This window comes from Xanthomonas indica (assembly GCF_040529045.1).
Taxonomy (GTDB): Bacteria; Pseudomonadota; Gammaproteobacteria; order Xanthomonadales; family Xanthomonadaceae; genus Xanthomonas_A; species Xanthomonas_A indica.
In genome coordinates, this window is the sequence record NZ_CP131914.1 from 982,510 (window position 1) to 1,005,185 (window position 22,676).

Below are 22,676 nucleotides of genomic sequence, written 5' to 3' on the forward strand. Positions count from 1 at the left end.
GCGGCACACTGCGTGCCCGCTTGAGCCTGGCGCGCGCTTGCCGCTAAGGTGCGGCGATTTGCTGGCGCATCACAGGAGGATGCCATGAGTCCGAATTCGTCCGATCCCGGCGACAGAGTGCCGATCCAGCCGCCGCGCGCGGTGGTGCGCGAGGCCGTGCCCGGGCCCGATCATCCGGACCATCCCGACCACCTGCTGTACGCGCAGATCCGCGAGGGCGTGCATGCATTGGACGCGGCCTGCGGCCGCGCGCCGGACGCGATCAGCGAGCGCATGGTGGCGCGGCTGCTGCCGCTGGCCAAGGAATACGGCTTCGACCAGGTCGACCACGTGGTGCTCAGCCGCGAGATCGGCGACGTGGAGGATGGCGAGAACGTGTTCCTGGTGCGCGGCGACCTGGACGATCCGGCGCACCTGCGCGCGCACATCACCACCCACGAAGCGGTCGGCATGTCGGTGGAGGATTCATTGGCGCGCCTGGAAAAGGTCAATCGCCGCCTCGCCCTGCGCCTGCGCCCGGAGTGAACGCAGGCGAGTGAGCAACGTCCTGGATGCGGCGTCCGCCGCGACCGGATTCCAATACGGACATGGCCGAGCCCCTCTCCCCCCGGGAGAGGGGTTGGGGTGAGGGTACGGGCGCACAGCGCACCCGGCGTGTTTCGACTGCACGAGGCTTCGCCCGCACCCTCATCCGCCCCTTCGGGGCACCTTCTCCCGAGGGGAGAAGGGGAAGCCCGCTTCGGCCGGATGGCTCTAGCCTCTCTCCCCCCGGGAGAGGGGTTGGGGTGAGGGTACGGGCGCGCAGCGCACCCGGTGTGTTTCGACTGCGCGAGGCTTCGCCCGCACCCGCATCCGCCCCTTCGGTGCACCTTCTCCCGAGGGGAGAAGGAGAAGCCCGCTTCGGCTGGATGGCTCTAGCCCCTCTCCCACCGGGAGAGGGGTTGGGGTGAGGGTAGGGGCGCGCAGCGCACGCGGTGTTTCGATTGCACGAGGCTTCGCCCAAACCCTCATCCGCCCCTTCGGGGTACCTTCTCCCGAGGGGAGAAGGAGAAGCCCGCTTCGGCTGGATGGCTCTAGCCCCTCTCCCACCGGGAGAGGGGTTGGGGTGAGGGTACGGGCGCGCAGCGCACCCGGTGTGTGTTTCGACTGCGCGAGGCTTCGCCCGCACCCTCATCCGCTCCTTCGGGGCACCTTCTCCCGATGGGAGAAGGATCGGTCGTCGCTGCATGACATTGGCTGTCCCCAATCCCCAATCCCCAATCCCAGCCTTTCCCCTATCATCGGCGGATGCGCCCCGACTACATCCTGACCCTGTCCTGCCCGGACCGTACCGGCATCGTCTACCGCGTCAGCGGCCTGCTGTTCGAGCACGGCTGCAACATCCTCGATGCGCAGCAGTTCGGCGACGAGGAAAGCGGCCGCTTCTTCCTGCGCGTGCACTTCGACGTGCCTGCCGACGGCGTCGTCGCCGCGGTGAAGTTGCAATTGGAACCCCTAGCCGCCGACTACGCGATGGACTGGCAATTGCACGACGCACGTCGTCGTGCGCGCCTGCTGGTGCTGGTCAGCAAACAAGGCCACTGCCTCAACGACCTGCTGTTCCGCGCGCACAGCCGGCAGCTGCGGGTGGACATCGCCGCGGTGGCCTCCAACCATCCCGATTTCGCCGCGCTGGCCGGCTCTTACGGCGTGCCGTTCCATCACCTGCCGGTGAGCGCCGCCAACCGTGCCGAACAGGAAGCGCAGCTGCTGGCGTTGGTCGAACGCGAACACATCGACCTGGTGGTGCTGGCCCGTTACATGCAGATCCTGTCGCCGACGCTGTGCGCGGCGCTGGCCGGCCGCGCGATCAACATCCACCACAGCTTCCTGCCCAGCTTCAAGGGCGCGCAGCCGTACCACCAGGCACACGCACGCGGGGTCAAGATCATCGGCGCCACCGCGCACTACGTCACCGGCGACCTGGACGAAGGCCCGATCATCGAGCAGGACGTGGCCCGCGTGGACCACGCCATGACCCCGCGCGAGCTGGTGCGCCTGGGCAGCGACACCGAGTCGCAGGTGCTGGCCCGCGCCGTGCGCCGCCACGTCGAGCATCGCATCCTGCTCAACGGGCATCGGACGGTCGTGTTTCGGTGAGGCCGGGAGTGGGGATTCGGGATTGGGGATTCGCCAAAGCCGGCAGCGCTGCAATCGCAACGGTGATCAGCCAAGCCGCTGTTGCGAATCCCGAATCCCGAATCCCCAATCACGGCTCAAATCGATAACCAGCCCCGTACACCGACCGCACCCAATCCGCGACGCCGGCGTCGGCGAGCTTGCGGCGCAGGTTCTTGACATGGCTGTCGACGGTGCGGTCGGTGACGATACGGTGGTCGACGTAGAGCCGGTCCATCAGTTGTTCGCGCGAGTACACGCGCCCCGGTGCGGCGGCGAGGGTGCGCAGCAGGCGGAACTCGACCTGGGTCAGGTCCAGGTCGCGGCCGTGCACGCTGGCGCGGCAGGCGTCCTCGTCGATCTGCAGGCCCGGCGCCGGCGCGCCGTTAGGATCGTGGCGATGGCGGCGCAGTACCGCCTGCACCCGCGCCACCACTTCGCGCGGACTGAACGGCTTGCAGATGTAGTCGTCGGCACCGATCTCCAGGCCGAGCAGGCGGTCGATCTCCTCCACCCGCGCGGTGACCATGATCACCGGTACCGCGCTTTCCCTGCGCAGGTCGCGGCAGAGTTCCAGCCCATCCCGATTGGGCAGCATCAGGTCCAGCAGCACCAGGTCCGGCGTTTGCGCGCGAAACGCGCCCAGCGCCTGCGCGCCATCGGCGATCCAGTCGTGCGAATAGCCGGCCGCGTGCAGGTACTCGCCCAACACCGCGGCCAGGCGCGGTTCGTCCTCGACGATCAGCACGTGCCCGATCGGATCCAGGCCGCTCATGCCACCAGCGCCGGCAAACGCACCACCACACGCAATCCACCCAGGGCCGAGGCCTCGGCGTCGATCGCACCGCCATGCGCCTCGGCGATGTTGCGGCAGATCGCCAGGCCCAGGCCGCTGCCGCCGCTGGCGCGGTTGCGCGAGGCCTCGGCGCGATAGAAGCGTTCGAACAGGCGCGCGCGTTTGTCCGCAGCCACGCCCGGCGCGCTGTCCTCGACCACCAGTTCCAGCACCGCGTCACGACGCGCGCACCGTACCTGCACTGTGCCGGCAGCGTCGGTGTAGCGCAGCGTGTTCTCCAGCAGGTTGCCGAGCAGTTGCTGCAGGCGGCGCTCGTCGCCGTCCACCGGCAGCGGGCCGGTCTGGATCTGCTCGTGCAGCCGTAGCCGCGCGGTGGCGAAGCGCGCGCGCATGCCGTCCAGCACGGTGGCCAGGATCACCCCCAGGTCGACTGGCGCGCGCCGGTAGGCGAGCGCGCCGACGTCGGTCAGCGACACGTCGTACAGATCCTCGATCAGCTTGCCGAGTTGGCCGATCTGCTGGTGCAGCGAACCCAGCGAGTCCGACGTCATCGGCCGGATGCCGTCCTGCAGCGCTTCCAGTTCGGCGCGCAGCACCGCCAGCGGCGTGCGCAGCTCGTGCGAGATGTCGGCCATGAAGTCGCGCCGCGCGCGTTCGTTGTGCTCCAGCGCCTGCGCCAGCAGGTTGAAGTCGCGTGCCAGCTGGCCGAGTTCGTCGTGCGCGCCGGCGTCGATGCGGGTGGCGTAGTCCCCGGCGGCCAGGCGGTGGGTGGCGCCGGTGAGGCCGCGCAGGCGCCGCAGCAAGGCGCGCGACAGCAGCCAGCCGAGCAGGGCGGCGACCACCAGCGAGGCGCTGCCGATCGTCCACCATGCGCGCTGCTGGGCCGCGTAGAAACGCGCGTCCGCCGCCGCAAGCGCCTTCTGGAACGGCAGCATCGCCATCCAGCCGACGGTACGGCCACCGACCACCACCGGGCGCAGGATGTCGTCGCGCCCGACATCGGGATTGCCGATCACCGACGTGTAGTCCTGGTCGAGCAGCGCGAAGCGAAACACCGCGCCGGTCTGGTCGGAAATCGGCGGTGCCCTGCGCGGCGGGCCGGGGCCGCGCTCCGGGCGCATCAGCACGAACCAGACCTCGGGATTGTCGCGCACGAAGTCCCAGTTGCCATGCCGCGCATACTCGGCCCTGACCCGCGGCATGGCCTCCAGCATGCGTTCCACGCCCTGTTCGTTGAGGTAGTCCAGGAACTGGCGTTTGACGAAGGCCTGCACGGCCAAGCCGTTGATCAGCAGCACCGTCACGCAGGCGGCGAGGATGGCGAAGAACAGCTTGGCGGTGAGGCCCAGTTTCATCGGAGAGGCAATGCGCGGCGCGGGAACGGCGGATGCTGCGTATTAGCCGCGTCGCGGCAGGGGAAAGCAAGCGAATCCACGCCGTCGCCGGCAATCTCCAAATTTGCTGCACATTCGCGCCCTAGCGTGGCCACGTTCGGATCTCCCGCGAGTTCGCCGCATGTCGCCCGTTGCCCGTCGTTTCCCCGTTTCGTCCTCGCGCTGGCTCCTGCTCGCCGCCACCGCCGCGGTCGTGGCCGCGTGTTCCTCCAAGTCGCCGCCGCAGATGCCGCAGACGCAGGTCGGCGTGCAGACGGTCAAGGTGCAGCGCCTGGCTTTGGACCAAACCCTCTCCGGCCGTACGGTGGCCTACATGAGCTCGGACGTGCGCCCGCAGGTCGGTGGCATCCTGCGCAAGCGGCTGTTCGCCGAAGGCCAGGACGTGCAGGCCGGGCAGGTGTTGTACGAGATCGATCCGGCCAGCTACCAGGCCGCGTACGACACCGCCAAGGGCGACCTGGCGCAGGCCGAGGCGGCGGTGCTGTCGGCCAGACCCAAGGCGCAGCGCTACCAGACCCTGGTCGGGCTGGATGCGGTCAGCAAGCAGGATGGCGACGATGCGCTGGCCACGCTGCGCTCGAACGAGGCGGCGGTGGTCGCGGCCAAGGCCGCCTTGCAGACCGCGCGCATCAATCTCGACTACACCCGCATCACCGCGCCGATTTCCGGCCGCATCGGCACCTCCAGCTACACGCCGGGCGCGCTGGTCAGCGCCGGCCAGAGCGAGGTGCTGGCCACCATCAACCAGCTCGACCCGATGTACGTGGACGTGACCCAGTCCAGCGCGCAGCTGCTGCAGTTGCGCCGCCAGCTCGACGCCGGCCAGCTCAAGGCGGTGGACGGCAAGGCCGAGGTGAAGCTGCAGTTGGAGGACGGCAGCACCTACGCCCGCAGCGGCACGCTGGAGGTGGTGGACGCCGCGGTCGATACCGCCACCGGCACGGTCAAGCTGCGCGCGGTGGTGCCCAATCCCGACCATCTGCTGCTGCCCGGCATGTACGTCAAGGCGGTGCTGCCGATGGCCGTGGACGAGCAGGCCATCCTGGTGCCGCAGCAGGCGGTCAGCCGCAACAGCAAGGGCGAAGCGGTGGCGATGGTGGTCGGCAACGACCACAAGGTCGCCCAGCGCGTGCTGAGCACCGGCGATGCGATCGGCGACAAGTGGGTGGTGCGCGACGGCCTGAAGGCCGGCGACCGGGTCATCGTGCAGGGCCTGCAGAAGGTGGCGGTCGGCGCCGAGGTCAAGGCGGTGGAAGTGAGCGAGAGCATCGCGGCCGGCAAGGTCGCCGCCGCACAGGCGGCCACGCAGAGCGCGACTGCGGTGCCCAAGGCCGACTGAGGAACCGCCATGGCCCGTTACTTCATCGATCGTCCGATCTTCGCCTGGGTCATCGCGATCGTGATCACCCTGGCCGGCGCGATCTCGATCCTGTCGCTGCCGCTGGAGCAGTATCCGGACATCGCCCCGCCGTCGATCAACGTCAGCGCCACCTACACCGGCGCCTCGGCGGAGACCGTGCAGAACTCGGTGACGCAGATCCTCGAGCAGCAGATGACCGGCCTGGACCACCTGCTGTACATGTCCTCCAGCAGCAGCTCCGCCGGCAGCGCCTCGATCACCTTGACCTTCGACTCCGGCACCGATCCGGACACCGCCCAGGTGCAGGTGCAGAACAAGGTCTCGCAAGGCGAGGCGATGCTGCTGGAGGCGGTGCAGAGCAACGGCGTGACCGTCACCAAGTCCATGGGCAGCAGCATGTTCATGGTGCTGGCCTTCACCTCCGAAGACGGCAGCATGGACAGCACCGACATCGGCGACTACATGGTGTCCACGCTGCAGGATCCGATCAGCCGGCTCAATGGCGTCGGCGGGGTCAACGTGTTCGGCTCCGAGTATTCGATGCGGGTGTGGCTGGATCCGGAGAAGTTGCGCACTTACGCGCTGATGCCCTCGGACGTGAGCAGCGCGATCTCGGCGCAGAACGCCGATGTCTCCTCCGGCGCGCTGGGCGCGTTGCCGGCGGTGCAGGGCCAGCAGCTCAACGCCACGGTCACCTCGCGCAGCAAGCTCAAGACCCCGGCGCAGTTCGAGGCGATCGTGCTGAAGTCGCAGCCCGGGGGCGCCACCGTGTACCTGCGCGACGTGGCGCGGGTCGAACTGGGCTCCAAGTCCTACGCGTCCAGCTCCAAGTACAACGGCAAGGCCGCCTCCGGCATGGGCCTGGAGCTGGCGACCGGCGCCAATGCGCTGGATGCGGCCAAGGCGGTGGAAGCCAAGCTCGAACAGCTCAAGCCGTACTTCCCCACTGGACTCAAGTACGAGATCGCCTACGACACCACGCCGTTCGTGCGCATTTCCATCGAGGAAGTGGTCAAGACCCTGCTCGAGGCGATCGTGCTGGTGGTGCTGGTGATGTATCTGTTCCTGCAGAACTGGCGCGCCACGCTGGTGCCGGTGATCGCGGTGCCGGTGGTGCTGCTGGGCACCTTTGGCGTGCTGGCGTTGCTCGGCTACTCGATCAACACCCTGACCATGTTCGCGATGGTGCTGGCGATCGGCCTGCTGGTCGACGACGCCATCGTGGTGGTGGAGAACGTCGAGCGCCTGATGAGCGAGGAAGGCATGTCGCCGCGGCAGGCGACCTACACCTCGATGGGGCAGATCTCCGGCGCGCTGATCGGCATCGCCCTGGTGCTGACCGCGGTGTTCCTGCCGATGGCGTTCTTCGGCGGCGCCACCGGCGAGATCTATCGCCAGTTCTCGGTGACCATCGCCGCGGCGATGCTGCTGTCGCTGCTGGTGGCGCTGACCCTGAGTCCGGCGCTGTGCGCCAGCCTGCTCAAGCCGATCGCACGTGGCGGGCACGTGTCGCGCAAGGGCCCGCTCGGGCGCTTCTTCGGCTGGTTCAATGCCCGCTTCGACCGGGGCGCCGACGGCTACGGCCGCGGCGTGGGCAAGCTGATCGGCCACCGCAAGCTCGGCGGGTTGGTCTACCTGGTGCTGCTCGCGGTGATGGCGCTGCTGTTCTGGCGCCTGCCCAGTTCGTTCCTGCCCGACGAGGACCAGGGCATGCTGATGGTGATGTTCACCACGCCGGCCGGCGCCACCCAGCAACGCACCCAGCAGTCGATCGACCAGGCGTCCGGCTTCATCCTCAAGCAGCCGGAAGTGGCCGGGATGATGACCATCACCGGCTTCAGCTTCGCCGGCAGCAGCCAGAATTCGGGCATGGGCTTCATCAAGCTCAAGGATTGGGCCGAGCGCGATGCCTCGGCGCAGGAGATCGCCAACCGCATCACCGGCGCGATGATGGGCGCGCTGCCGGATGCGCAGGTGTTCGCGCTGTCGCCGCCGGCGATCAACGGCCTGGGCACCACGTCCGGCTTCACCCTGGAGTTGCAGGACGTGGCCGGCAAGGGGCACGACGCACTGGTCACCGCGCGGCAGCGACTGCTGCAACTGGCCAACGCCGACAAGGAGCTGAGCGCGGTGCGCTTCAACGGGCTGGAAGACGCGCCCACCTACCGCGTGCAGATCGACGACGCCAAGGCCGGCGCGCTGGGCCTGAGCGCTGCGGACATCAACGCGACGCTGGCCACGGTGATGGGCGGCAGCTACGTCAACGACTTCCTCAACAACAACCGGGTCAAGCGCGTCTATGTGCAGGGCGAGCCGGCCGCACGCATGCTGCCCGCCGACATCGGCCGCTGGTACGTGCGCAACAGCAGCGCGGAGATGGTGCCGTTCTCGGCGTTCTCCAGCAGCCAGTGGGCGTATGCGCCGCAGGTGCTGAGCCGCTTCAACGGCGTCGAGTCGATGGAGATCACCGGCAGCGCCGCCAGCGGCATCAGTTCCGGCGAGGCGATGAGCGGCGTCGCCGCACTGGTCGGCAAGATCGGCAAGGACGTGGGCTACGCCTGGTCGGGCATGTCCTACCAAGAGCAGGCCGCCGGTGCGCAGACCTGGATGCTGTACGCGGTGTCGCTGGTGTTCGTGTTCCTGTGCCTGGCCGCGCTGTACGAGAGTTGGTCGATCCCGATCTCGGTAATGCTGGCGGTGCCGGTGGGCATCGTCGGCGCACTGCTGGCGACGTGGCTGCGCGGGCTGTCCAACGACATCTACTTCCAGGTCGGCCTGTTGGCAACGATGGGCCTGGCGGCCAAGAACGGCATCCTGATCGTGGAGTTCGCCAAGGAACTGGAAGAGAAGGGGCAGCCGCTGGTCGAAGCGACCTTGCACGCGGCGCGCATGCGCCTGCGTCCGATCCTGATGACCTCGCTGGCGTTCCTGCTCGGCGTGCTGCCGATGGTGGTCAGCAGCGGCGCCGGCTCCGGCGGCCGCCACGCGCTGGGCACCGGCGTGCTCGGCGGAACGCTGGTCTCGACAGCACTCGGCATCTTCTTCGTGCCGCTGTTCTACGTGATCGTGCGCAGCCTGTTCCCCGGCAAGCGCGTCGAAGCCGAACCGGCGCAGCTTCAGGAGGCGAGTCCGTGAGCCCGATGTCCCTGACCCGCTCGGCGCTGGCGCTGGCCTGCGCCGGCCTGCTCGCCGGCTGCGCCAGCCTGGCGCCAAGCTACGCGCGCCCCGACGCGCCGGTGCCGGCGACCTTCGCCAACGGCGACGGCAACAGCGGCAATGGCGACGCCGTGGCCAATATGGCCACGCTGGACTGGCGCCAGGTGTTCCTGGACCCACGCCTGCAGCACGTGCTCGCGCAGGCGCTGGAGCACAGCCGCGACTTGCGCGTGGCCGTGCTCGACATCGACAAGGCGCGTGCGCAGTACCGCATCCAGCGCGCCGACCTGTTCCCGTCGGTGAGCGTAAGCGGCAGTCAAAGCGCCTCGCGCAGCAGCGCGTCCACCAGCGCCAGCGGGCGCGCCGAGGTGGCGCGTACCTACGCGGCCGACGTCGGCATCAGCAGTTGGGAACTGGACCTGTTCGGGCGCATTCGCAGCCTCAAGGACGAAGCCCTGGAAACCTACCTGGCGACCGCACAGACCCAGCGCAGTACGCGCCTGAGCCTGGTCGCCGAGGTCGCCGCCGACTGGCTGGCCGTGGCCGCCGACCAGCAGCGCCTGGCGCTGGCGCAGCAGACCCTGGACAGCCAGCGGCAGACCCTGGCGCTTACCGAGGCGCGGCATCGCGAAGGCATCGCCTCCGGGCTGGACCTGGCGCAGGTGCAGACCAGCGTGGAGAGCGCGCGGGCCGACGTGGCCAGCTACACCACGCAACTGGCCACCTCGCGCAATGCCCTGGACCTGGTGGTCGGCGCTCGGGTGGCGGCCGATGCCCTGCCGCAGGCCGGTGCGCTGGAGGGCGGCGTCGCGTTGGCGCCGCTATCGGCGCCGCTGGAGTCGCGCGTACTGTTGCAGCGCCCGGACGTGTTGTATGCCGAGCACACGCTGAAATCGGCCAACGCCGACATCGGCGCGGCACGCGCGGCGTTCTTCCCGACCATCTCGCTGACCGCCTCGACCGGGCGCAGCAGCAGCGCGCTATCGAGCCTGTTCGATGCCGGCAACCGCACCTGGTCGTTCGTGCCCAGCATCAGCGTGCCGATCTTCCGCGCCGGCGCGCTCAAGGCCGAACTGGATGTGGCCCGCATCACCCGCGACGTCAACGTCGCCAACTACGAGCAGGCCATCCAGAGCGCCTTCAGCGAGGTGGCCGATGCGCTGGCCACGCGCGCGCAGCTGGACGAGCGCATGGACGCGCAGCGCGCCCTGGTCGCGGTCACCCAGCGCAGTTACGACCTGGCGCAGGCCCGCTATCGCAATGGCGTGGACAGCTATCTGGACGCGCTGGACGCGCAGCGTTCGCTGTATTCGGCACAGCAGGACCTGATCACGTTGCGGCTGACCGAGGCCGGCAACCGCGTCACCCTGTACAAGGTGCTCGGCGGCGGCGCCGATGCGCAGAGCGGCGAGTCTGTGGCGGATGCGGCGCGTTAGCGTATTCCCCGCACCACCGTAGGAACGGCTTCAGCCGCTCCTACAACAACCGCATGCCGAGCGAATTGCACCAGCCGCGGCGTCGGCACTGGGGAGAGATCGGCGCTGCACGAGGCGGACATGCCCGGGCAGCGCTTCCCCAATCCCCAATCCCGACTCCCCAATCCCCGCCCCTCAGCGCGCCGCGTTGGCGTTCATCGTCGCGTTGCGGCTGGCGTCCAGGTACTGCGCCGGATCGCGCATGCCGGTGGTGTGGCACTCGCCGGTGGTGTGGCCGCGGTTGACGCCGCCGGGCAGTTGGCCGTTGACCTGCTCCACGGTGCCGTCCTCCGGGTCGCTCAGCACCAGGTCCGAGGCCGCGTTGCAGTAGTCGTTGGTGTACCAGTTGGTCTTGGCGAAGGAGGTGGTGTAGTAGTTCACCAGCGCCCGCGCCGAGTTGGGGATGCCGGCCAGCCAGGCCTTGGCGCCGTCGTAGGTGAGGTCGTTGTTGGTGCCGCAGCCCACGCCGAACCACGAGCCCACCGCGGCCAGGATGCCGGCCAGGTTGGTGCCCTGGTACGGGGTGCCCACCGACTGCATCACGCGCCCGCCGCTGGCGTTGTCCAGGCCGCTCCAGTAGTACACGTACAGATGCAGCGCGGCCATGCCGCCCTGGCTGTGCGCCACGGTGCCGAACGAGTTCCACTGGCTGCCGAACTGCGCCAGGCGCTGCGCGAACTGGTCGTTGCTGCGGTTCTGGTTGACGTCCAGGAACGCGGAGGCGTTGGTGAACTGCGCCACCGGCCACACCCCGCCCGAGCAGTAGCCGTGCACCAGCACCAGGCGCTTGCCGGTGGCCTGCGCCTGCATGTCGGTGGTGGCGGCTGCGCTCAGCTGCGCCGGGCGCTCGCCCATGCGCATGCTCTCGTCGATCGCGCCGGTGCTGCGCGCCACGCTGCTGCGGCGCAATGCCGGCAGGGTCAGCGGCAGCGTCGCGCGCGTGGCCAGCGGCACGAAGTTGTCCGGATCCTCCACGCGCAGATTGCGCAGGTTGAACGGCGCACGCGCGCCGGCGCGGACGATCCAGCGTTCGTCCACGCTCAGCGGCAGGCGCCCATCCTGCGGCGCAAGCATGCCGCCGAGCCAGGCCACCGGCACCGCGCTGCCGTCGCGGCCGGTGCCCCACAGTTCGCCGAGCACGCGGTAATGCGCCGGCGCCTGGCCGCCGCCGATGCGCACCGGGATCGGCAGGGTCAGGCGGGTGCCGGGCTGGGCGCTGGCGGCGACCGCATCGGCGTTGATGCGCAAGGTGGTGTCCAGCACCGGCAGCACGTGCTCGCTGGTGCGCACGAAGGCCTGGCCGCCGGCGTCGTGGCCGTGCACCACCACCTGCGCGATGTAGGTCCCGGTGGCGGTCGCCGGGAAGTCGCCGGCATACACGCCGTCGCCCGCGGCGCCGTCGCCGTGGCGGCCGTCGTCGGCCATCGGCCACTGGCGGATGGAGCCGTCCGGCGCGATCACCCGCAGCTGCGCGGTGTCGATGCGGCCGCTGCCGGCGCTGCGTGCCAGGCTCACGTTGCCCTGTGCATCGATGCCGCCGAGCATTGCGGTCAGGCCGATGCGCTGGCCGCGCTGCAGTTGCGCACGGTCGCTGGGATAGGACGCCAGTTGCGTGCGCGGATCGCCTTCCATCAGGACGTAGCCACGTTGCGGCGTGCGGCTGCCGTCTGCCTGCAGGGTCAGGGTCCAGTCGCCGTTGGCGGCGCTGTCCACGCGGTACTCGCGGGCCGGCAGTGCGGCGCCGCCGGCGCCTAACTGGGTGGCCTTGGCGCTGGGCGCGAGCATCGGCGTCGCGGCGGCGGTGCCCGCGCGTGCGCTGGCCGTGGCCGGTGCGCTCAGGCGCGGCTGCCAGTCGTGCTCACCGGACAGCACCACGAAGCGCAGCTTGCCGTTCTCCACCGGCAGCGTGGTCTGCCATTGCGCCGGGCCACCGCTGCGCGCGGCGGAGAATTCCACCGGAAGCAGCGCGCTCTTGGACAGGATCGCCGCTTCCGCCGGGGCGGGTGCGCGCATCTGCGCGAACTCCTCCGGCGGTCCGGCCAGTTGTTTGGGAATCAGTTCGGCCGCGTGCAGCGCGGCGGCGGGGACGACGAGAGACAGGACGCAGACGGCGGACAGGTTCGACAGCTTCGGCATGACGCGCTCTCCGTGGCGGTGCTGGGAAGCCCACGCGCATACCGAAGACCGCGGCGCGGTGCGCCGCCGGCAGCACGTCGGCGAGGACGCAGCGCCCCCTCGCCACGCGTTCGCCTGCGGTTATAGCCAGCGCACATTGCCGGACAAAGACGCAATGCAGCAATGCACGCCGAACTGGGATGCCGGACATGCCGGGAGTGCCGTGATGCCCGGCGCACGTGGCGCCGGGCATCGCCGGGTCACGCCGCCTGGGCGTGCTGATTGCGCAACTGCTGCGCGGCCGCCACCATCGCCTGCAACGCATTGCGGGTTTCCGCCCAGCCGCGGGTCTTCAGCCCGCAATCCGGGTTGACCCACAGTTGCTGCGGATCCAGCACCGCACGCGCCTTCTCCAGCAACTCCACCATCTCCTGCGTGCTGGGCACGCGCGGCGAGTGGATGTCGTACACGCCTGGCCCGATCGCGTTCGGGTAGCGGAAGCGCACGAAGGCATCAAGCAGTTCCATGCGCGAGCGCGAGGTCTCGATCGAGATCACGTCCGCGTCCATCGCCGCCACCGCCTCGATGATGTCGTTGAACTCCGAGTAGCACATGTGGGTATGGATCTGCGTGGCATCGCGCACGCCGGCCGCGGCGATGCGGAAGCACTGCACCGCCCAGTCCAGATACGCCTGCCAGTCGGCGCGGCGCAGCGGCAGGCCTTCGCGGATCGCCGGCTCGTCGATCTGGATCACGCCGATGCCGGCCGCCTCCAGGTCGCGCACCTCGTCGCGCAGCGCCAGCGCGATCTGCCGGCAGGTCTGCGCGCGTTCCTGGTCGTCGCGCACGAACGACCACTGCAGCACCGTCACCGGCCCGGTCAGCATGCCCTTCATCGGCCGCTCGGTCAGCGACTGCGCGTACTGGGTCCAGCGCAGGGTCATCGGCGCCGGGCGCTGCACGTCGCCGTAGATGATCGGCGGCTTCACGCAGCGCGAGCCGTAGCTCTGCACCCAGCCGTGCCGGGTGAAGGCGAAGCCGTCGAGCTGCTCGCCGAAGTACTCGACCATGTCGTTGCGCTCGAACTCGCCGTGCACCAGCACGTCCAGCCCCAGTTGCTCCTGCGCACGCACGCAGCGTTCGGTCTCGGCGGCCAGGAACGCGTCGTAGGCGGCATCGTCGAGCTTGCCGGCCTTGTGCTGCGCGCGCGCCTGCCGCACCTGCTCGGTCTGCGGGAACGAGCCGATGGTGGTGGTCGGATACAGCGGCAGCCGCAGCGCCGCCTGCTGTGCCTGGCGACGCTGCGCATAAGGCGACTGCCGGCGGCCGGCGTCGTCGGTCAGCGCTTCCACCCGCCGCGCCACCTCGGCGCGGTGCACGCGGGCCGAGGCGCGCCGGCTGGCCAGCGCATCGCGCGCCGCATCCAGCCCCGCCTGCGCCTGCGGCTGATCGTCCAGCGCATCGGCCAGGGTGCGTAGTTCCTGCAGCTTCTGCCTGGCGAACGCCAGCCAGCCCACCAGTTCGCGATCCAGCTTGGTCTCCTGCTGCAGATCCACCGGCACGTGCAGCAGCGAGCACGAGGGCGCCAGCCACAGCCGCTCGCGGCCGACATGGCCGGCGGCGTAGCGGGCCAGGGTCAGCGCGTTGTCCAGCGGCGTGCGCCACACGTTGCGGCCGTTGACCAGGCCCGCCGAGAGCACGCGCCCGGCCGGCAGGGCCTGCAGCACCGCGTCCAGTTGCGCCACGCCGCGCACCAGGTCCACGTGCACGCCATCCACCGGCAGCGCCATCGCCAGCTCCAGGTTGTCGCCCAACTCGCCGAAGTAGCTGGTCAGCAGCAGCTTCGGCCGCGGCGCCTGCGCCAGGACGTCATACGCGCGGCGATAGGCGGCGCGTGCGGCCTCGTCCAGGTCCAGCACCAGCGCCGGTTCGTCGAGTTGCACCCAGCCGGCGCCGGCCGCATGCAGGCGTTGCAGCAGTTCGGCGTACACCGGCAGCAGGCTGTCCAGCAGGGCCCAGCGGTCGCTGCCGTCCACGGTCTTGGACAGCGCCAGGAAGGTCACCGGCCCGATCAGCACCGGCCGGGTCTGGATGCCCTGCGCCTTGGCTTCCAGGAACTCCACCACCGGCTTGTCGCCGCGCAGGCGGAAGTGCTGGCGCCGCGCCAGCTCCGGCACCAGGTAGTGGTAGTTGGTGTCGAACCACTTGGTCATTTCCAGCGCGTGCAGGTCCAGGCCGTGTTCCTGCGTGCCGCGCGCCATCGCGAAATAGCCGGCCAGCGGATCGGCATCGGCCAGCGCGCGGTAGCGTTGCGGGATGGCATCGAACAGGAACGCGGTGTCGAGCATCGCGTCGTACAGGCTGAAGTCGTTGCTGGGCGGCACGTCCACCCCGGCCTCGCGTTGCAGCTGCCAGTGGCGCAGGCGCAGCTCGCGTGCGGTGTCCTGCAGTTGCGCGCCGTCGATGTCGCGGCGCCAGTAGCGTTCCAGCGCCTGCTTGAGCTCGCGCCGCGCACCGATGCGCGGGAAGCCCAGGTTGGTCACGATCGTCATGTTGCGTTTCCTCATTGCGTTCAAGGGCATTGAGGAACGAAGGAACCGCGCGCCGCGCGTCCCGTTCGCACGGACCGCCCGCCACGCCAGCGACCTTCGCCCCCGCGGGCGAACCGGTACCGCGCGGGCAGGCGGACGGCGCGGCGCGGCGCAAGGCCGGGTCGCGGTCCGGCCGCCTCCCCGCGGAGGCGCCAGGTCGAATCGGAGGACGCACGGTCCTCCGGCCGGGGCCGGTATTCGGGCTGATGGACACGCGCACCGTGCCGGCTGCGCACCTACTGTCCGTCGCTTCCCAGGCCGGCATGCGCAGGCCCAGTGCCATTGACGGAGGTCGTTTCCATTCACCGCTGCGGGGCAGCTCCGGAATGGGCAGGCGCTTGTGGCGCCGGCCGTCACCGGATTCCCGTTTAAATTCATCCCTTCATCCGAATGAAGCGATAAATACCTTCGGCGAGCGCACGATAGGCCGGATGGGGCGGCGGGTCAAGCGCCAGGGCGTTTTTGTCGGCAGATCCCGGCAGCGTTCATGGCGACGGTGTAAGCTATTGATCCCTAAGCCAATGACCTGGCGCTGTGGCCGACGGCCGGCGGCGCCAGCCCGCCGTGCCGATGACGCTTCCGCTCCCCGCCGCCGACTTCCCCGCGCGCTACGCCGCCTCGCTGCGCCTGTCCGTTGCCCCGATGATGGACTGGACCGACCGCCACTGCCGGGTGTTCCACCGGCTGCTGGCGCCGTCGGCGCGGCTGTACACCGAGATGGCGCACGCCAATGCGGTGTTGCTGGGCGATCGCGCACGGTTGCTGGATTTCGCTGCGTCCGAGCATCCGCTTGCCCTGCAGCTCGGCGGCAGCGAGCCGGCGCTGCTGGCGCAGGCGGCGCGGATCGGCCAGGACTGGGGCTACGACGAGATCAACCTCAATTGCGGCTGCCCGTCCGACCGGGTGCAGGCCGGGCGCTTCGGTGCCTGCCTGATGCGCGAGCCGGCGCTGGTCGCCGAATGCGTGGCGGCGATGGTCGCGGCGGTGGACATCCCGGTGACGGTGAAATGCCGCCTGGGCGTGGACCAGGACGACGACTATGCGGTGTTCCTGGCGTTCGTCGACCAGGTCGCCGCGGCCGGCTGCGGGCTGTTCGTGGTGCATGCGCGTAACGCCTGGTTGCAGGGCCTCTCGCCGAAGGAGAACCGCGAAGTGCCGCCGCTGCGCTACGACTGGGCGCACCGGCTCAAGCGCGAGCGGCCGCAGTTGCAGGTGGTGCTCAACGGCGGCCTGGCCGACGTGGAGACGGCGCAGGCGCAATTGCAGGCGGTGGACGGGGTGATGCTGGGTCGCGCCGCCTACCACGATCCCTACGTCCTGCACCGCCTGGACGCGGCCCTGACCGGTGCGGCGCTGCGCCCGCGCGCGGAACTGCTGCGCGCGCTGCGCCCCTACGTCGAGGCGCGCCTGGCCGACGGTCTGGCGCTCAAGCACATCACCCGGCACCTGCTCGGCCTGTTCCACGGCCAGCCGGGCGGCCGCGCCTTCCGCCAGGTGCTCAGCGAAGGCGCGCACCGGCCGGGCGCGGACTGGGCGCTGCTGGAGCGGGCGTTGGCGGTCACCGAAGGGGCGGCGCGCGCGGCGGCCTGACCTGTCCGGCGGGCGCTCAGCCGGAATGCCGCGGGACGCGTTTGCCCTGCTCGGCGGCCGATCGCCGTCGTCTCCTTATGGGTGGGCCGGGAGCGGCACAGGCGTCACCGGCGATGGACTCGTCTCCCGCTTTCTGCATCTCGTTCAGGGATTCCGTTCAGGATCTTGCGACGAGTCTCTAGCCGTCGGGAGACGCCGCGAAGCACCTGCCGAAGGCCTCTCCAGACCGTTGGCGCGGCCTTTGCATCGGCTCGCCGCAGGTTTATTTGACTGAATGTCGCCCGTGGCGCCCGGAAAAGTTCAGACCGGATTCACCCCGAAAAATCAAGAATTTGCCTCGATTTCTCGAGGTCGTCTTCATTCCCGAGAGGTGTCGCGCTTCACAAGTTTTGAACGTTTCCGATCAGTCCGTTAGGATGCCCGTCGTGACTTCTTCCGCTTCCCGCCACTACCGCTTTGCCGCTGTCCTCGCGCTCGCGCTGGCGTCGGTCGCGGCTGGGCACGGCCGTGCGCAGCAGCCGCCCATGCCGGGGGTGATGGCGCCGCCGGAGCGCGATGCGGGCCGCAACCGCGACTATGCCGGCAGCTCGCTGTCCGACGCGGTGCGCCGGGTGCAGCGTTCCACCGGTGGGCAGATCCTCGGTGCCGAGCGCGTGCCGTTCGACGGGCGCGACATCAACCGCGTCAAGTACATGGATGGCCGCGGGCGGGTACGCTATATGGACGACCCGCAGCCTGGCCGTACGGCGCCGCCGCGGGCGCCGCGCTCGGGCGAGCCTCCCGAGCCACCACGCGACGATCACCCGTGAGTCCGGATAGTTCGGTTCAGGTTCCACACACCGCCCCGGCCACCGGCCACCTGTAAGTTACTAGGGAGAGTTCATGCGTATCCTTCTGGTCGAAGACGAAGCTCCGCTGCGAGAGACCCTGGCCGCTCGCCTGAAGCGCGAAGGCTTTGCGGTGGATGCGGCGCAGGACGGCGAGGAAGGCCTGTACATGGGCCGCGAAGTGCCCTTCGACGTGGGCATCATCGATCTCGGCCTGCCGAAGATGTCGGGCATGGAGCTGATCAAGGCGCTGCGCGACGAAGGCAAGAAGTTTCCGGTGCTGATCCTGACCGCGCGTTCCAGCTGGCAGGACAAGGTCGAAGGCCTCAAGCAGGGCGCCGACGACTACCTGGTCAAGCCGTTCCACGTCGAAGAGCTGCTGGCGCGCGTCAACGCGCTGCTGCGCCGCGCCGCCGGCTGGAGCAAGCCGACCCTGGAATGCGGTCCGGTCGCGCTGGACCTGGCGGCGCAGACCGTCAGCGTCAGTGGCAGCAACGTGGACCTGACCAGCTACGAGTACAAGGTGCTCGAGTACCTGATGATGCACGCCGGCGAACTGGTCTCCAAGGCCGACCTGACCGAGCACATCTACCAGCAGGATTTCGACCGCGACTCCAACGTGCTCGAAGTCTTCATCGGCCGCCTGCGCAAGAAGCTGGACCCGGACGGCGAGTTGAAGCCGATCGAGACCGTGCGCGGCCGCGGCTACCGGTTCGCGATTCCGCGCACCGAAGGCTGATCGCAGGCGCCGGCGAGCACACCGAGGAAGCGACCGCGTGGCGGCACGACCCAGGTGGTACAAGCGCTGGCGCCCGCGTTCGTTGCAGGCGCGCCAGCTGCTCGCCGCCAGCCTCAGTCTGCTGGCGTTCCTGGCCGCCGCAGGTTATGCACTGGACCAGGCCTTCGCCGACACCGCGTTGAGCAACCTGCGCGAGCGCCTGAAGAGCTACGCCACGGCCTACGCCAACAACATCGACGTCGCCCGCGATGGTTCGCTGTACATCAACAACGACAAGCCGCCGCCGGACCCGCATTTCGACCGGCCCGGCAGTGGCCTGTACGCGCAGATCGTGATGCCCAACGAGCGCTGGATCTCGATGTCCAGCGAAGGCCCGCTGCCGCCGCGCGGCGGCATGCTCGAACCGCGCCAGGAAACCTTCGACGGGCCCTGGCCGATGACCCAGATCGACGGCAGCGAAGGCGAGGTCTACCGCTATGGCATCGGCCTGGCCTACGTGCGCCGCGACAAGGAAACCCCGGTCACCATCTACATCATGGAGGACACCCGCGCGCTGGGCGCGCAGCTGCGTGTGTTCCGCGGCCGGGTGTGGTTCAACCTCGGCGGAGCCGGCCTGATCCTGCTGGTGCTGCAGGCCTTCATCCTGCAATGGAGCCTGCGCCCGCTGCGGCGGGTGATCAACGAACTGACCAAGGTGCAGCGCGGCGAAGCGGTGCGCATGGGCGATCGCCATCCGCGCGAGCTGGAACCGCTGACCGACAGCATCAACGCCTTCATCGAGAGCGAGCGCGAGAACCTGGACCGCCAGCGCAACACCCTGGCCGACCTGGCGCACAGCCTGAAGACGCCGCTGGCGGTGCTGCGCACCCAGCTCGACAGCGGCGCGCAGGGGCCGGAGCTGCGTGAAGAGCTGGACGTGCAGCTGCGGCGCATGAACAACCTGGTGTCCTACCAGTTGGCCCGCGCCGCCTCCAGCGGCCACAAGCTGTTCGCCGCGCCGCTGCCGATCGAGCCCAACGCCGAGGAGATCGTGCGCGGCCTGGAGAAGGTCTACGCGGCCAAGGGCGTGCTGTGCGAGTTCGACATCGAGCCGAGCGCGCGCTTCCACGGCGAACCCGGCGACCTGCAGGAACTGCTCGGCAACCTGCTGGAGAACGCGTTCAAGTGGGCGCGCCGGCGGGTGCTGCTGAGCGTGCGCCCGGAACCGGCCGCCGGCAGCCGCCGCGCCGGCCTGATCATCGCGGTGGAGGACGACGGCCCCGGCATCGCGCCGGAGGAAGTGGCGCACATCCTGCAGCGCGGCGTGCGCGGCGACGAGCGCGTGCACGGCCACGGCATTGGCCTGGCGATCGTGCAGGACCTGGTCAAGGGCTACCGCGGCGAACTGCAAGTCAGCCGCTCCGAGGAACTGGGCGGGGCGCGCTTCCTGGTCACCTTGCCGCCGGGGTTGTAGGCGCAGCGACGCCTCGGCGCCGGTCCGGGATCGGCATCCCGCAGCGCCCTGCCAACCGCGCCGGGCTCACCTGGGCCAGCGCCGCTGCACCGCAGCAGCAGGTGAATCCCGTGCAAATGTCCGCCGCCTTTCCGACAGTGGCTTAACGCGACCGGCGTCCAGCTGGCGATACTGCGCCGGTCTTCACGCCGCTTTTCGTCCAGGAGCCCCGCATGTCCGCATCCCGGCATCGTCCTGCAGCAACGCGTCTGCGCGTGCGCGGCCGGCGTGTGTTGCGCAACACCCAGCGGCTGCTGTTGTCGCTGCTGCTGGTGCTGTTCACCGTTGCCGCCATCGCCGCCACCGACAAGGTGATCAAGCGCGACGACGCGCGCTGGCTGCAGTCGATGACCATCGGCCTGGACAGCGCCAGCGTGGCGCAGTTCGAGCGCGCCGGCCGCAAGCGCTTCCTGCGCGAGCAACTGCAGGCCGACGACGCGGGCGACGCCAGCCTGCCGGCGCCGGTACGCGCGCAACTGGACGGATACGCGGCGCTGCACACGCCGGTGCAGGAACTGCTCAAACAGCAGGCCGCCGCGCAACAGGCGATCAAGGCCATGCCGGACGGCGACGCCAAGGTCGCGGCGAAGAAGGCCGCGCAACAGCGCGGCGACCTGTTGTTGAATCAGGCACGCCAGGCGCAGTTGCTGCGCGCCATCTACGCGCCGGACCAGCTGCGCGAGCAGATGGTGTGGTTCTGGCTCAACCACTTCAGTGTGTTCGCCGACAAGGGTCGCCTGCGCTGGACCGTGGCCGACTACGCCGACAACGCGATCCGCCCGCACGCGCTGGGCAAGTTCTCCGACCTGGTGATGGCGACGCTGCAGAGCCCGGCGATGCTGGAGTACCTGGACAACGCGCAGAACGCCAAGGGCAAGGTCAACGAGAACTACGCGCGCGAGTTGATGGAGCTGCACACCCTTGGCGTCGATGCCGGCTACACGCAGAAGGACGTGCAGCAACTGGCGCTGATCCTCACCGGCGTCGGCATCGCCCCGGTCGACCGCGACGGGCCGCCGAAGCTGCCGCCGGCGCTGCAGGGGCAGTATCTGCGCCGCGGCGCGTTCGAGTTCAATCCCGCCCGGCACCAGCCCGGCGACAAGACCCTGCTCGGCCAGCGCATCGCCGGCGGCGGTTTCGACGAGGTCGAGCGCGCGGTGCAACTGATCGTGCGCCAGCCGGCGTGCGCGCATTTCATCTCGCGGCAGCTGGCCGACTACTTTGTCGCCGACGACCCGCCGCCGGCGCTGGTGGAGAAGATGGCGCGCACCTTCCAGCGCAGCGATGGCGACATCGCCGCGGTGCTGCAGGTGATGTTCACCGCGCCGGAGATGGCCGCCGGTGCGCCGCGCAAGTTCAAGGATCCGTACCGGTTCCTGGTCTCGGCGCTGCGCCTGGCCTACGACGGGCAGACCATCGTCAATCCGCAACCGCTGCTGGGCTGGTTGAACCAGATGGGCGAGCCGAGCTTCGGACGCATCACCCCCGATGGCTGGTCGCTGCAATCCAGCGCCTGGAACAGTTCCGGGCAGATGGCGCAGCGCTTCGAGATCGCGCGCGCGATCGGCAACGGCAACACCCAGCTGTTCACCGTCGATGGGCAGCAGCGCGGTGGTTTTCCGCAACTGAGCACCCCGCTGTACTACCACGCGATCGAGCCGCAACTGAGCGATGCCACGCGCCAGGCGCTGGCGCAGGCGCGCTCGCAGCAGGAGTGGAACGGTTACCTGCTGGCGTCCCCCGACTTCAACTACCGCTGACTGCGGCCTTCGCCGCACGGAGATCCGTCATGCACCGTCGTCGCTTCCTGCTCGCGTCCGCCGCCGCCGCGGCGAGCCTGCCGTTCGCCGGGCGCCTGTTCGCCGCGCCTGCGCCGTCGCCGCGCCTGTTGGTGGTGTTCCTGCGCGGCGGCTACGACTGCAACAACCTGCTGGTGCCCTACGCCAGCGATTTCTACTACGCCTCGCGGCCGAGCCTGGCGATCGCCAAGCCGGATCCGGCCAATCCCAACAGCGCCATTGCGCTGGATACGCAGTGGGGCCTGAACCCGCGGCTGCGCGACACGCTGCTGCCGTTGTGGAACGACAAGCAACTGGCGTTCGTGCCGTTCGCCGGCACCGACGACCTGTCGCGCAGCCACTTCGAGACCCAGGACAGCATCGAGGCCGGGCAGCCGGCCGGGCAGCGCAGCGACTATCGCACCGGCTTCCTGGCGCGGCTGTCGCAAGTCGCCACCGGCACGCCGTCGATCGCCTTCACCGATTCGCTGCCGCTGAGTTTCCAGGGCGGCGGCGACATTCCCAATCTCTCGCTCAAGCGCAATCCGACCCCGGCCTTCGACCAACGCCAGGCCGATATCCTCGCCGGCATGTACCACGGCACGCAGTTGGCCAGCGCCGCGCACGACGGCCTGGCGCTGCGCCAGCAGGTCTCGCAGGCCCTGCGCGACGAGATGCAGCAGGCCAACCGCGGCGCCGCCAGCGCGCGCACCTTCGCCGACGAGACCCGCCGCATCGCCACGCTGATGCGCGAGCGCTACCGGCTCGGCTTCGTGGATGTCGGCGGCTGGGACACGCACGTCAACCAGGGCAGCACCGATGGCGCCCTGGCCAACAACCTGGCCAATCTGTCCGAGGGGCTGTCGGCCTATGCCGAGGCGTTGGGGCCGGAGTGGCGCAACACCGTGGTGGTGGTGCTGTCCGAGTTCGGCCGCACCTTCCGCGAGAACGGCGACAAGGGCACCGACCACGGCCACGGCACCACGTACTGGGTGCTGGGCGGCGGGGTCAATGGCGGCCGCATCGCCGGCGAGCAGGTGGCGGTGAGCAAGGACAAGCTGTTCCAGGACCGCGACTACCCGGTGCTGACCAACTACCGCGACATGTTCGCCGGCCTGCTCGGCCGCATGTGGGGCCTGTCGCCGACGCAGCTGCAGAAGGTGTTCCCGCAGGCGCATGCGCGGGATCTGAAGTTGGTGTGATGCG

15 protein-coding genes and 1 riboswitch are annotated in these 22,676 nt (G+C 69.6%); of the genes, 11 read left to right on the plus strand and 4 right to left on the minus strand.

Annotation, left to right across the window (positions count from 1 at the left end; genetic code table 11):
* The first annotated feature begins 84 nt into the window (after positions 1–84).
* A complete protein-coding gene (locus Q7W82_RS04110) occupies positions 85–525 on the plus strand; it encodes an XVIPCD domain-containing protein (protein ID WP_160958188.1) in 441 nt (146 codons plus the stop codon).
* A gap of 762 nt (positions 526–1,287) precedes the next feature.
* A complete protein-coding gene (gene purU / locus Q7W82_RS04115; protein WP_242160143.1) occupies positions 1,288–2,139 on the plus strand; it encodes a formyltetrahydrofolate deformylase in 852 nt (283 codons plus the stop codon).
* Positions 2,140–2,248: 109 nt separating this feature from the next.
* Here purU and Q7W82_RS04120 read toward each other — a convergent pair whose 3' ends face one another.
* Together Q7W82_RS04120 and baeS are read right to left on the minus strand one after the other, a co-directional pair.
* On the minus strand, positions 2,249–2,932 hold the full coding sequence (locus Q7W82_RS04120) for a response regulator (RefSeq protein WP_242160144.1): 684 nt from the start codon (positions 2,930–2,932) through the stop codon (positions 2,249–2,251).
* Entirely contained in the window at positions 2,929–4,308 is a 1,380-nt protein-coding gene (gene baeS / locus Q7W82_RS04125; RefSeq protein WP_242160145.1) for a sensor histidine kinase efflux regulator BaeS, read from the minus strand. The genes Q7W82_RS04120 and baeS overlap by 4 nt, the downstream gene beginning before the upstream one ends.
* Positions 4,309–4,468: 160 nt before the next feature.
* Here baeS and Q7W82_RS04130 point away from each other — a divergent pair, with 160 nt between their 5' ends.
* Genes Q7W82_RS04130 through Q7W82_RS04140 form a run of 3 tightly spaced genes read left to right on the plus strand, consistent with a single transcriptional unit; the run spans position 4,469 to position 10,299 of the window.
* A complete protein-coding gene (locus tag Q7W82_RS04130) occupies positions 4,469–5,686 on the plus strand; it encodes an efflux RND transporter periplasmic adaptor subunit (protein WP_242160146.1) in 1,218 nt (405 codons plus the stop codon).
* Between the two features lie 9 nt (positions 5,687–5,695).
* On the plus strand, positions 5,696–8,842 hold the full coding sequence (locus tag Q7W82_RS04135; RefSeq protein WP_242160147.1) for an efflux RND transporter permease subunit: 3,147 nt from the start codon (positions 5,696–5,698) through the stop codon (positions 8,840–8,842).
* 5 nt (positions 8,843–8,847) lie between these two features.
* Positions 8,848–10,299, plus strand: coding sequence for an efflux transporter outer membrane subunit (locus Q7W82_RS04140; protein WP_242160257.1), 1,452 nt, complete (start codon positions 8,848–8,850; stop codon positions 10,297–10,299).
* A 174-nt stretch (positions 10,300–10,473) separates the two neighbouring features.
* Here Q7W82_RS04140 and Q7W82_RS04145 read toward each other — a convergent pair whose 3' ends face one another.
* Entirely contained in the window at positions 10,474–12,474 is a 2,001-nt protein-coding gene (locus Q7W82_RS04145) for a choice-of-anchor X domain-containing protein (RefSeq protein WP_242160148.1), read from the minus strand.
* Positions 12,475–12,713: 239 nt separating this feature from the next.
* Positions 12,714–15,005: a 5-methyltetrahydropteroyltriglutamate--homocysteine S-methyltransferase gene (gene metE / locus Q7W82_RS04150; RefSeq protein WP_242160149.1), complete on the minus strand. Its 2,292-nt coding sequence runs from the start codon at positions 15,003–15,005 to the stop codon at positions 12,714–12,716.
* Positions 15,006–15,215: 210 nt separating this feature from the next.
* Positions 15,216–15,469: riboswitch (cobalamin riboswitch) on the minus strand.
* Positions 15,470–15,614: 145 nt separating this feature from the next.
* Here metE and dusA point away from each other — a divergent pair.
* The 6 genes from dusA to Q7W82_RS04180 all read left to right on the plus strand — a co-directional run bounded on the left by dusA (position 15,615) and on the right by Q7W82_RS04180 (position 22,672).
* Positions 15,615–16,634 carry a tRNA dihydrouridine(20/20a) synthase DusA gene (gene dusA / locus Q7W82_RS04155; RefSeq protein ID WP_242160150.1) on the plus strand — a complete coding sequence of 340 codons (1,020 nt, stop codon included), beginning with the start codon at positions 15,615–15,617 and terminating at the stop codon, positions 16,632–16,634.
* Positions 16,635–17,059: 425 nt separating this feature from the next.
* Positions 17,060–17,443: a hypothetical protein gene (locus tag Q7W82_RS04160; RefSeq protein ID WP_242160151.1), complete on the plus strand. Its 384-nt coding sequence runs from the start codon at positions 17,060–17,062 to the stop codon at positions 17,441–17,443.
* Between the two features lie 73 nt (positions 17,444–17,516).
* A complete protein-coding gene (locus tag Q7W82_RS04165; protein WP_003469280.1) occupies positions 17,517–18,200 on the plus strand; it encodes a response regulator transcription factor in 684 nt (227 codons plus the stop codon).
* An 82-nt stretch (positions 18,201–18,282) separates the two neighbouring features.
* Positions 18,283–19,653, plus strand: a complete 1,371-nt coding sequence (locus Q7W82_RS04170; protein WP_184502808.1) for a sensor histidine kinase — start codon at positions 18,283–18,285, stop codon at positions 19,651–19,653.
* 212 nt (positions 19,654–19,865) lie between these two features.
* Positions 19,866–21,452, plus strand: coding sequence for a DUF1800 domain-containing protein (locus tag Q7W82_RS04175; protein WP_242160152.1), 1,587 nt, complete (start codon positions 19,866–19,868; stop codon positions 21,450–21,452).
* 29 nt (positions 21,453–21,481) lie between these two features.
* Positions 21,482–22,672, plus strand: coding sequence for a DUF1501 domain-containing protein (locus Q7W82_RS04180; RefSeq protein ID WP_019796588.1), 1,191 nt, complete (start codon positions 21,482–21,484; stop codon positions 22,670–22,672).
* Positions 22,673–22,676: the final 4 nt, after the last annotated feature.